The sequence below is a fragment of the Microcystis viridis FACHB-1342 genome (assembly GCF_014698335.1).
Classification (GTDB): Bacteria; Cyanobacteriota; Cyanobacteriia; order Cyanobacteriales; family Microcystaceae; genus Microcystis; species Microcystis ichthyoblabe_A.
In genome coordinates, this window is the sequence record NZ_JACJSV010000008.1 from 35282 (window position 1) to 47405 (window position 12124).

Below are 12124 nucleotides of genomic sequence, written 5' to 3' on the forward strand. Positions count from 1 at the left end.
GATCAAAAAGTTCTGGGCATGGGAGTGAGCGGGGGGAAAATTGGGGGACTTTTTCCCTGAAAATTAGGTAATTGACCACCCAAAAATGGGTGAAACCCCACAACCTACCCCTAGGAAAAACTTTTTGCCGCAAACCCTACTTATTTTTTGGCGGTTTTAACACAATCGAGGGTACGGACGATGGCGGCCGCTGCGTAGTTACGACGGGTGGGATCATTTGGTACAAAAGCACTACCCTGTTCGTTCAAGGGAGAGGCCACAGCGCAAAATCCCGACATCTGGGTAATTAAACCAGCGGCCCAATGACCAGAAGTATCGGAAAAATTGGCGGGGGTTTTAGTTTGGGCCAAATCGGGGGCTTGTTTTTGCTGAGTTTTCAGGTAGGTGGCGGCCTGTTTGAGGATCGCCATCAATTCGGCCCGGGTGATGGGGTCGCCCGGACGGAATTCGCCGTTAGCTTTGCCGGCAACAATACCATTAGCCCGGGCCCATTGGATTTTTTTGGCACTCCAACGCGTCGCGTCCACATCGTTAAAACTGCCGCTGCCGGGGGGAATCTCTTCTAGGTTAATTTTGGTGACAGTTCCCATCCCTTCAATAATCATCGAGACGAATTGTTCCCTAGTGACGGGATTTTCGGGGCGGAAGGTGTTATCTTCTTTAAAACCGGCCACTATCCCAAGGGCGATCGCTTTTTCGATCTCAGTTTTATAGATATCGCCGCTAATATCCCGGAAACTGGCCTCAGCAGTAGGGGGAGGAGAGGTTTCGTTGATAGGAGGTCTGCCGGCGGCTGCGAGAACTTCTGTTTCTTTGCCGCTAAAGTAGAAGTGGCCTAAACTTTTGCCTTGGAAAGTACGACGGCTAAATCTCCAACCCGGTTCGAGGATAATTTTCATAAATCCCGTTTGCATTCCTCGGGTTCTTCCCACCACTAATTCCGGTCTGCGAGCATCCCGGGGAGTTCCCACTAAGTATAATTCGCCATTGCGTTCCACAATACGCAGGATGTAATCTAGCCCAAAATCCCGGCCATCGAGACGGATAGAATAACCATTACTATCGGTGGCGCGGCGACAAATGCCGGTAAAGTCAAAGTTGAGAAGCAGCGGGTCGATCATGACGGGATTTGAGCCGCTTTCGCTCCAACACTTCTGTTTTCCCTGGATTTGTTCCAAGACTAGCAGGTCAAATTTATTACCTCCGTAGGGACGAGCGATCGCTACTACCTGGGTCTGCTCGATGTCCTGTTCGTCAAAGTTGGCCGCTGGTGTGGCAGTTATGCCCAAGGTCATTAGGGCGGTTAGGGCGATCGATAATCTAGCTTTCATGATCTTTATCTATAAGACGATTTTTGCAGTAAAAATAATAGACGTGCTAATCCCACTATTCTAAGACTGAATACTTCCGGTTGTTGTTCCAGACTGCGCCGGATTGTTGTCTGTCTGCACAACTTTTCTCTCAATCTTCAATTTCCAAACCTATTGATCCTAGCAATATTCTGCTTGAACTGGTGGGTTGATCAATATTAATTCGGTTAGCTGTTGAAACTGGCGAGATGTTGGCGAATTGTTGAAAATTTTAGCCAGCCATTCGAGTCTTAGGCTAAGATGGGGAGAGAGGCTTTTAATTGGCCGCAGCCCTTGACTTCCCCACAGGATTTAAGCCCAATAATTGCCTAAAAAATGGCAATTAATCGATTGAGGGCTATCAGTGCCGCGGTGAATTATCATAGTTCATTAGCTCTGGTGAGCCATTGCCCTTTCTTTGGTGTGTGTGAGGTAGACAATTATGAGTAACTCCCCCGGTGATCCTTCTCCTCGTCCTAATCTTTTTCTGAGTATCGGTCGATTTGTCCGCCGGCCTTCTACTTTAATTGTCGGGGGAATTACTCTCCTAGGAATTACCTCCCTTGGCTATTTTACGACTCGTTATTTAGTTTATGAACGTCTAACCCCAATTTTAGACAATATCTTCAGTGAAATGCTGCACAGACCTGTCAGGGTAGGTAAGATAGAGGGCTTTTATTTTAATCGCATTCGTATCGGTAAATCGGAAATTCCAGCTACGGCCAATTCTGCTGATAGTGTATCTGTTGATGCGATCGAATTGGGATTAAATCCGCTGCCCTTACTTTTAGGTCTGCCGCTGCCAGTTGATGTCAAGTTAATTAATCCCAGTATTTATCTCGATCAGGATAAAAATGGTCAATGGCTCGATAATTTAGAAAAAATAGCTAGTAACTTAGATCGGGAGGCACTCATCAGGTTAAACCTGGGTTTTCAGGTGGAGAAGGGAGACATTACTATCCAACCCTATGCCCTGAAAAAACCGATAGAAATTAAGGCCAATGGTCAGGGAAGATTCATCGATAATCAAAGGCAACCTCTCACCTACGATTTTAGCGCAGAAATTCTCAAAAGTCAAGTAAAAATTCAAGGAGAAACGGCGTTAAAAACGGGCGAAAGTCAAACTAATCTTCAGATTGATAGTTTGAACTTAAATGAACTATTAACTTTAATTCCTCGGAGCAATTTCCAATTAAATCAAGGACAAGTAAATGCTAATATTGCTCTCAATATTCCCAGTTGGGCAAAGCTAAATCAAACCGAAGGAAATGGCAATTTTCAGGTGACAGATTTGGCGGGAAAATTCCAACCGTTCCAGTATCCAATTAAGCTAACAACTAAGTTAAATTTACAGGGAGATAAAGTATTAGTCGAACAGGCGACCGCAAGTATTGGCAAGATTAAAACTGAGGTGAAGGGAGAAGTAAATTGGCAAACTGGTTATCATCTCAAGGTCGCGCTAGAATCGGTGGATTTACAACAGCTTTTAAGAATTATTTATCTGCAATCACCTCTAGATTTACGGGGAGAGGCACGCTCTACTTTTCAAGTGACGGGAAAATTAGATCAACCTCTAATTAAAGGAACCGTTAGCAGCAGCAAACCGATTATTTTTGAGCAAATTCCCATTCAATCAATAACCAGTAATTTTCAAACAAATCTCAATCGTCTTAGTTTAGATAAAATTCAAATTAAACCCGTCGCAGGTGGAGAAATTAAAGGAGAAGGAAAATTGCAATTAAATATTCTGCAATCCCTGCAAAAAAATCAACCTCTTGACGGGACAAAAATGCCGATTGATTTGAATTTACAAGCAAATTTTCCCACAAGAAAAATTTTATCTAAATTGGCCACAATTCCTGATCAAATTAATATAAGCGATCTGCAAGCTAACATCAAAGCTAGAGGTAGTTTAGGACTGCCCCAATTATTAATTAATTGGCAAATACCCGCGGTTAATCAGTCAGGATTAATCAATGTTGCTGGGGAGGGCAAAGTATTTTTAGGAGGCAACAAAATCAATTTAACCGATACGGTCATTAAAACAAATACTGGCAAACTACAGGTTAATGCTAATAGTGATTTTACTAGCAAATTAGTCCAAGCAAAAATCACGGGTAATAACTTTTTATTGACTCCTTTTGTGCCTATCTTTTGTCAATATGTAGATATTATTTGCCCCTACTTAGAAACCTTAGAACCCTTAAGTTTAGAGACAGCTAATATTCAAGTCAGTGGCAAAATTGATCAACTCAATGTTAATACTTTAAACGGAATTGCTAACTTAAAAATTAGCAGTAAACAAGGCATAATTTTAGTCAATAGTCAAGTATCGCAAGGAAATCTTCAGGCTAAAGCTGTCTTAGCGGGATTGCCGATTAATTCCCTATTGCCTAACTTACCAACTCAGGTTAAATTAACGCAATCGCAAATTAATTTACAGGGTTATTTAGGGGAATTGCTGGATAATAAAAATAATATTTTCAGCAGTTGGCAAGGTCAAGGGAATATGGAGTTATTAGTAGATAATAATCCTTTAATTGCCACAGCCAAACTGAATCGAGGTTTCCTGACAGGAACAGTTAACACCGGGGGAATTAGTCTCAATCCTCTAGTGGAAAATTTAACAGTTCCCGTTAGTTTAGGCAGGACAAAAATCAGCTTTGCTGGTGGAATAAATTCTCTGATTAGTGGTACTTTAACGGATTTAAAAACTTGGCGCGGAGAAGGAGATATACAGTTATTTGTCAATAATCGATTTTTAAGAACGACAGCCCAACTGGAACAAGGTATTTTAAGCGGTATAATTAATACGACTGGGATTAACTTAAATCCGTTTTTACCCAAGATAAATATTCCTGTTAGTCTAGGAAAAACCCAAGTCAATTTCACTGGTGCAATCAATAATTTACTAGCGGGGAAAATACCAAATCTGTCCACCATCAATGCTAGAGTAAATACTCGCTTGTTAGTGGATAATAATCCGATTAATACTGATATTCAGTTAAACAAAGGTATTTTTAATATTCTTGGTAGTTTAGAGCGTTTTCAGACTAATATTCCCCTAGCGTTGAATATTTACCAAACGAAGTTTCAAGCAACAGGAAATGCCCAAACTATTTTCGACTCTCTGCTAGAAAAACGACTGAACTTAAGCAGTATTAAAGCAGTTTTTAACTCTCGTATTAATGTAGCTAAAGGAGAGATTAAAGCTAAGGCACAACTGAATAATAATTTCTGGCAAAGTGATATTATTGCCGCTAATCTTGATCCCGCTGTCCTACTAAGGCAATTGGGGGGAGTAAAATCAATCTCGATTCCTAACCTAGATTTTAGTGCCAATTTAGCGGGAAATATTAAAGAAATTTGGCAGGGAGTAACACCAATTCAGATTAATAATCTTTCGGCACAGTGGGGAGAAAATAGCTTTAATGTGCGAGGAAATATTCTTTTAGCTAATCTTACCAGTCAACCCGATATCGCTGAGGTTAACTTAAATCTACAGGCAAAAACCGACCTTGCTGCTGTACGGCTAACTCAGATTATATCGCTTTTACCGATTGATTCTAACCTAAAACCCAAAGAATCGACACTAACAGGGATCGGAGAATTTCAAGGACAAATCACGGGAAAAAATCTCTTAAGTGCTTGGCAAAAAGTGGGAAATATACGAATCAAAGGAGATATAAATTTAGCTAACTTTAGCATTAATGAGCGACTCTTTGAACCCCTACTAAAAGGAACAATTCAAGCAGGAATCGGTCAAAATATTAGTTTAAATCTGCGGGGAAATCAGGACATTATTAACCTAACTTTCGATCCTTGTCAACAAAATAATTGTCTGCTGCCCTATCTTCCCTTAGGGATAAATATTCGCCAAGCTTTTGGAAATAAAACTCCTTTTTTAGCAACAGCTAAACGAAGCGGAGAAAATTTAAATGTTCAGATTGCCGATTTTCCCCTAGAAATCCTGAAAATATCTCCGACGGCAGCCTACAATATTCTGGGGATTATTACTGGCCAATTGAGTGCTAATTTAGACATCAATTTATTTAACCTACAGGGTGAGGGACAACTAGAGATTAATCGACCTAGTTTAGGTAACTTAATCGGGGAAAAATTAACGGCAAATTTGGTTTATCGGGATTCTATAGTTCAACTGCAAGAAGGTAGTTTACAAGCGGGTGCAAGTCAATATAATCTGCAAGGTTTATTTAATTGGCGAACCCAGGAAATAGAAGCTAAACTCAGGGTAGATCAAGGTTATATTCAAGATTTATTATCAGTTGCTAGTATCTATGATTTAACCAGTTTAATCAACTTTTTCTCCTCTGAGAATAACCCAGCTATTCAACTTAGTCCCCTAGTAGTAGGTAATCCCGAAGCTTCCCTAGCAGAACAGGTAAATTTGCGGGCAAAAATTGAAGAAATAATCCAGCAATTAGCAGGGGAAAGGGGGGTAGTTGGGATACCGTCTGAACTAGATTTTCGTGGTCGCTATCAAGCAAATATAGCCTTAACTGGGACTTTAAAAAATCCCGATCTTAGCGTACAATTTCAGGGCAATCGATGGGAATGGCGACCCCAAAGACCGACAGTAAATATTGTTAAACCTCTCGGAATTGTCACCACCGATACCCAATTAATTCCCATTGATGAAGTAACAATTAATCTTAACTTAAATCGTCAGTTGCTCAGGATAGAACCGATTAGATTAAAATCACGAGATTCTTCCGTATTTTTAGCGGGTGATTTTTCCTTAAAAAAAGTAGAGGGGACTTTTGCCGTGGAAAATCTTTCTCTCGATCTCTTGAGAAATTTTGTGCAGTTTCCCTTGGATGTATCTGGTAGTCTAAAAACTCAAGGTCAAATTACAGGAACTTTATTAAATCCTCGTATTCAGGGTAACTTTGGCTTTATTGATGGTGCAATTAATGCCCAAAATATTAATCAAGATATAATTGGTTTATTTACCTATAATCAGTATCGTTTTGATTTGCGGACAACCTCCTCCGAATCAATCCAACTCTATGCCAGCATTCCCTATCCTCCCTTACCGAGTAATGATCAATTAAAAATCCAAGCAAAATTAGGAACCGATGCACTCAAATTAATTGAAGCTATCAGTCAAAACGCCATCGAATGGGTTAAAGGTGAGGGAGAGGTAGTTCTTTCAGCGACGGGAAGATTAGATATAAAAGAAGGCTTAAAAATCAAAGATTTAGAAGCAAATGGTATAGTTACTCTCAATAATGCCGCTATCCGCAGTGTTGCTTTTCCAGAGATTTTAACCGTAAATGGCCGCATTGGGTTAACCCCTGAAAGCTTAACAGTAGAGGAATTACAAGGCTCGATCGCTGACAGACAAATTTCTGTGGTGGGAGTTTTACCTTTCTTTCAAGCCATCAAAAATAATCCTAATCCCTTAACAGTTAATATTCAAGAGGGAGATATAGCAATTAATGGTCTTTATCGGGGATTAATTGCTGGGAATGCCATGGTAACGGGAACAATTCAACAACCAATTATCGGGGGTAATGTACGTCTTTCTCGGGGTAAAGTTTTTCTTCCTCGCACCCCAGAAATTAATCAAGAAACGGATAAACCAGTGAGTCGCTGGCTGCAGCCTCTCAACATTCCTCAGACGACCAATATTACTCCAGTTTTAAATAATTTCCAAGTGTCTTTAGCGGGATTATCCATCGAACAAGAACCTTTGTATCAATTTGATTTTAGTGGTGCTTTAACCTTGAACGGTTCGCTCACTTCACTGGAGAAATTACAAACCAATGGAGTGATTAATCTCGATCGGGGACGGGTTAGCTACATCGATACTCGTTTTCTTCTTAACCGACGCAATCAAAATGTTATTGTTTTTGATTCTAGTCGCGGGTTGGGACTTTTTAATCCCTTTGTTGATATTCAACTGCGAACAATTCTCAGCGAATTTTCTCAATCTCGCGATTTTGCTATCTCCCGTCCGGGGGGGGATTTTCCTAGTAATGAAATTCCCGATGATAGTCTGAATCGCATTCAAAGGATCGATGTCACCCTCAGCGTTGAAGGGGAATTAAACCGCTTGCTACCAAATTTAGGCCGTAATATTAATGAAGTGTGCCAAATTCGTCCCAATAGTCCCCCTTTTCCCCTAGAGGAAAACTATACAAATGCAGAATTACAAAAAGCTGCTAATTGTTTACAAGGAGTGGCTTTTGCTAGAGGTGAAGATGAGGGATTGCTTAATACTCCCCTAGTTAAATTAACTAGCACTCCCCCCCGCAGCCAAGGGGAAATCGTTCGACTGTTGGGGGAACAATTGCTGTCGGTTTTTAATGGTTTACAGGGGAAAAACACAGAACAATTAATTCAGTTTGGAGTGGTTCAGTTGGCGATTCCCCTCTTAGCTCAAGGAGTCGTGTATGATGTGGAGAATGCGGTTAGTAATGCGATTGGAGCAACGGATTTTAATATTCTTCCCAATTTGGAAACCGTCTATCGAGTTAATTCCCAGTCTTTTATCCGCTTCTCCTACGATTACAATTTGAATGAGTTTACCGTCCGCTATCAAACTCAATTTTAAGGTAAGATTGAGAGATATAGGAGAGTTCAGAAGTTAGGAGACAAGGCAAAATTAGGTTATACTTCATCTTACTTGATATTCTATGATTATTCGCGAGGCTAAAGAAACAGATTTACCAACAATTATCGAGATTTATAATGCTGCTGTTCCCACTCGCAAGGCAACCGCAGATTTAAAGCCTATTTCCCTCGAAAGTCGGCGAGAATGGTTTAAAAAGCACGATCCTGAACAGTATCCCATTTGGGTAATAGCGATCGAAGGTCGGGTGGTGGGTTGGCTAAGTTTACAGATGTTTTATGGTCGTGTCGCTTACCAAAAAACGGCAGAGGTTAGTTTATATATTTCCCCCGATTATCAAGGTCGTGGAATCGGTAAATTATTAGTAGAATATGCCCTGAATTGCTGTCCGAAATTGGGTATATCTAATCTTATCTGTATTATTTTTGCCCACAACCAGGCCAGTATTCGTCTCTTTGAAAAATTCGGCTTTCAACGATGGGGTTATTTACCCCAAATTGCCGCTCTAGACGATTTTCTGGCTGATGTGGTCATTTTAGGGAAAAAAGTCGCTTAAATAGGCAATTTCTCCATAGCTAGACTAAATTCTAGACTTAATTGAATATCAGTATTTTCTGGTTCGCCTAGAGATGATTTCTAGGTGAGAGAAAAGAGATAGTATTTATGGCTCTTCCTTAGCATAATTTTTTCCTCATCAAGAAACTACTATCAAGGCTTAAGTTTTCTTACCAGACTCAGTTAATTTATCGATTAGGTCAAGCTGTGTATCGAGATCATCCCAGATATCCTATACTTATTTTACAGCGTTTCTGGTCAAGACGAAGTATAACCTAATTTGGTATCGACCATCGACTCCCCAAAAAGGAAAACTTTGTACATCATCATTAAGATAACTGCTATGACCATGAATAATTTTAAAATACTGCTCATCGGCTATGGTAATACTTTAAGAAATGATGACGGAGTGGGAGTGAGAATAGCCGAAATTATTGCCGAGGAGAATTGGTCTAATCTAGAGGTCATCGCTACCCATCAATTGACTCCTGAGTTAGCGGCCGATATAGCTGATGCTTCTCTAGTTATTTTTGTTGATGCGGTATTATCTAATCAAACTGATATCCAGATAGAAAAATTAGCGGCAGTTACCGAATGGAATAATTTCGGTCATGCAGAAAGTCCTGCTTCTTTATTAGCATTAACTCAAGCAATTTATCAACAAACTCCTAGGGCCTGGGGAATATTTATTCCTGCTATTAATTGTGAATTTGGTGAAGAATTATCAACAATAACTCAAAAGGGCTTGACAAATGCGATTAAAGCTATTAGGAAAATTATTACTTCTGAGGATTTGACTGAATACCAAAAGCAGGACTTTGATAATCTTCCGGCAGATAATTTTCAGGAATAGTGCTGTGATTGCCATCCCGGAGAGCCTTGTAGTGAGGAGACATAATTTCGATACCGACTTCGTTACATTTATCCTGAATATTTTGGTGTAATTCAGAATAAATATACACCATTTTGTTAGGATGATCGGTGTAGGCATTTAGCTGATAGCTGACATAAAAATCATCGAGACTGGTTTGCAAGACAAAAGGAGCAGGTTCTGAGACAATAAATTGGGTGGCTAAGGCTGCTTCTTTCAGGGTTGCGTGAACCTTACGCCAAGGTAAATCATAACCGAGAGTGACTGTGGTTTGCAAAATTAAAGGCTGTTTGAATTCCCTTTGAGAGACACTAAAGTTAATCACATTAGTGTTTAACAGCGATGAATTAGGAATCGTGATAATTCTATTAGCTGGTGTGCGAATACGGGTGACTAATAATCCTTTTTCAATCACATCTCCAATAACATCACCAATAGAAATTTTATCTCCTAGTTGAAAAGAGCGGGTATAGATGAGGATAATTCCCCCCACCACGTTAGCAATAGCAGAGGTGGAACCCAAGGAAAATAGTACCCCTAAAAATACCGACACCCCCTGAAAAGCAGGAGAATTAAATCCAGGTAGATAGGGAAAAGCGATGACTATAGCTAAGGCAATTATCAGCAGTGACAGTAAATTATAGGTTGGTTTTGCCCAATCGGGATAGAAACCATTAATTACTAAATTTTCTCTTTCCAATCCAGTGAAAAATGGTTTAATTGCTCTCAACAGATAGTGAGTTATAAAAATAATTAGCAGTATGATAAAAATACTGGGTAAATATTTTGCTATCTCTTGGGAAACAACTTCTAAAGCACTAAAAAAGTATTGCAGAAAACCATCACCAAATTTTCTAGTCCAGGGAAAAAGACGAAGGACAAAAGTTAAATAAAAATAGAGAATAGTTAAAATAATTAGAGTGCGGATAAATTGCAAAACTCTTAGGGAAAAAATTCCTATTGTCTGGGAACTAATAATCTCAAAATTTTGGAATACGACCCCAGGAACTAGGGAGGTGATTAACCTCTGAATCTGGGGAAAAACCCGCGAAGATATAAAAATTATTACCCAGAAAATTAAGACCGTGGCCAAGGTAGCACTTACCGTCAAAACTGCATCTTTTAAGAGGTTATCCGGTTGACGTTCTTGACGATAACGGACAATGGCCGCTTTAATCTTTGCTAAAGCTCGTTCGGCTAATACTTCTTGACTGACCGCCTGTAATTTGGCATCTTTAGAAGTAATAGTAGCAATAACCGTATCTCCCAAAATAATCGAAGGGTTTTTGTCTTCAGGATCAATTTTTATAGTTAAATCTTCAGGAGAAAGAGCATCGTCATCGGCAATTTTTTCAATTCTGTCTGTAATCGATTTCGCTCTTTCTTGCGCTGAAAAAGAACCTATTCCCTGCCGAATCGTAAAAAGTTCTTGATTATCAAGCATGACGGGAAAAACTTCTCCCAAAGTTTCCAGGGGTGTTTCCTGTCCCTGTTTAGCAGGATTATTCTGGGCTGCTATCATGAAGATAGGGGATAAAGTCAGTAACAAAACTAAACAAAACAGTCCTAGGTAACGCCAGATTTTTTTCATCTTCTAAGCCACAATTGTACAGGAGCGATCGAGTTTAATACCTCTTTTTTTCATCGTAGCATGGAATAGTTCTGTGGATAACACCTGTTCCACGGGATAAATCCCAGCTTTTTGGAGTTTTGCCGCTAAGATTAATTCTGCCACGCTGCCAGTTCCCCAACCCGCTGCTTGAGCAGTATTCTCGTGAACCATAGTTGCTTGATAAACTGCTTTTTGCTGCCCTTGCCATCCGACGACTTTTGCCAACATTGCCACCCCAATTCCCGAAAATTTATCGGTTACTTCTGTCATGCGATAACTAACTTGGGAAAAAAACTCAATTCCCCGATAACTTTCTACCCAAGCATCGGGAAAAATATGGGCAGTAATCCAAGTTAAATGATTATAAAAATCGGGAATAGAACCAAATTTTGTGATCACATTTTGCACTGGAAAAGATTCGGCAAAAGTATAGGTTTCTGGCATATCAAACCAATAAACACCAGTTTTACCCAAAGGAGCGGGAAAGTCAATTACTTCCCTGGCAGTATAGGGTTTAATCTCTTGCCATTTTCCCTCAATCCAAGCTAAAAAAGGCTTTTTTAAACCGAGAAAAGTTGTCCGCATCACAGTTAATCCCGCACCTCCTGAACCGGCTACGGCATAATTTAAACGGATCGTTTCTACCCTATCTAAGTGTTCCACTCCCTCCCGCACTATACTATTAGAAATACCAGGAAAAATTCCCGTATTAACCACGGCAGTTATTCCCGCTTTTATCGCTAATTCTCGATAGGGAATTAACTTTTGATAAAAAGAACGATGATCACTAACATCAATATAATTGACTTTTTCTTCGATGCAAATTTTTACTACCCTGCCATCGCGATAATGAAAGGGACCGGCACAATGAATAACTAAATCACTCTTTTTAATTGCCTGTCTAAGCTTGTCTATTTCTTCTAAATCCAAAGCCAAAAACTGCATTCTTGGCAGTAATTTAATCGCTTTTTCCTTGCGTCCTGTGATAATAACTTTAGCTGAAGTATGATTAATAATATCTAGGGCGACACTTTGACCAATGCGACCGGTGCCACCTAAAATTAAAACAGTTTTTTCCATGGCAACTATCAATAATATTTGTTGCCCTAGTATAGCATCCTCTTGGCAATTTTGCCTAT

Annotated in this window: 6 protein-coding genes; 3 read left to right on the forward strand and 3 right to left on the reverse strand. The window is 39.8% G+C overall.

Annotated elements, in window-relative coordinates; genetic code table 11:
• Positions 1-140: 140 nt before the first annotated feature.
• Complete coding sequence (locus H6G40_RS04680; protein ID WP_069473873.1) at positions 141-1331, reverse strand: DUF3747 domain-containing protein; 1191 nt, start codon at positions 1329-1331, stop codon at positions 141-143.
• 460 nt (positions 1332-1791) lie between these two features.
• Here H6G40_RS04680 and H6G40_RS04685 point away from each other — a divergent pair, with 460 nt between their 5' ends.
• The 3 genes from H6G40_RS04685 to H6G40_RS04695 all read left to right on the forward strand — a co-directional run bounded on the left by H6G40_RS04685 (position 1792) and on the right by H6G40_RS04695 (position 9355).
• A complete protein-coding gene (locus H6G40_RS04685) occupies positions 1792-7929 on the forward strand; it encodes a translocation/assembly module TamB domain-containing protein (protein WP_190537339.1) in 6138 nt (2045 codons plus the stop codon).
• A gap of 82 nt (positions 7930-8011) precedes the next feature.
• On the forward strand, positions 8012-8503 hold the full coding sequence (locus H6G40_RS04690; protein ID WP_002735254.1) for a GNAT family N-acetyltransferase: 492 nt from the start codon (positions 8012-8014) through the stop codon (positions 8501-8503).
• Positions 8504-8851: 348 nt separating this feature from the next.
• Positions 8852-9355: a hydrogenase maturation protease gene (locus H6G40_RS04695; protein ID WP_002738268.1), complete on the forward strand. Its 504-nt coding sequence runs from the start codon at positions 8852-8854 to the stop codon at positions 9353-9355.
• Here the strand turns inward: H6G40_RS04695 and H6G40_RS04700 are convergent.
• Entirely contained in the window at positions 9282-10964 is a 1683-nt protein-coding gene (locus H6G40_RS04700; protein ID WP_016516022.1) for a mechanosensitive ion channel family protein, read from the reverse strand. The two genes, H6G40_RS04695 and H6G40_RS04700, sit on opposite strands and share 74 nt — an antisense overlap.
• 3 nt (positions 10965-10967) lie before the next feature.
• Positions 10968-12065: a saccharopine dehydrogenase family protein gene (locus tag H6G40_RS04705; RefSeq protein ID WP_002736382.1), complete on the reverse strand. Its 1098-nt coding sequence runs from the start codon at positions 12063-12065 to the stop codon at positions 10968-10970.
• Positions 12066-12124: the final 59 nt, after the last annotated feature.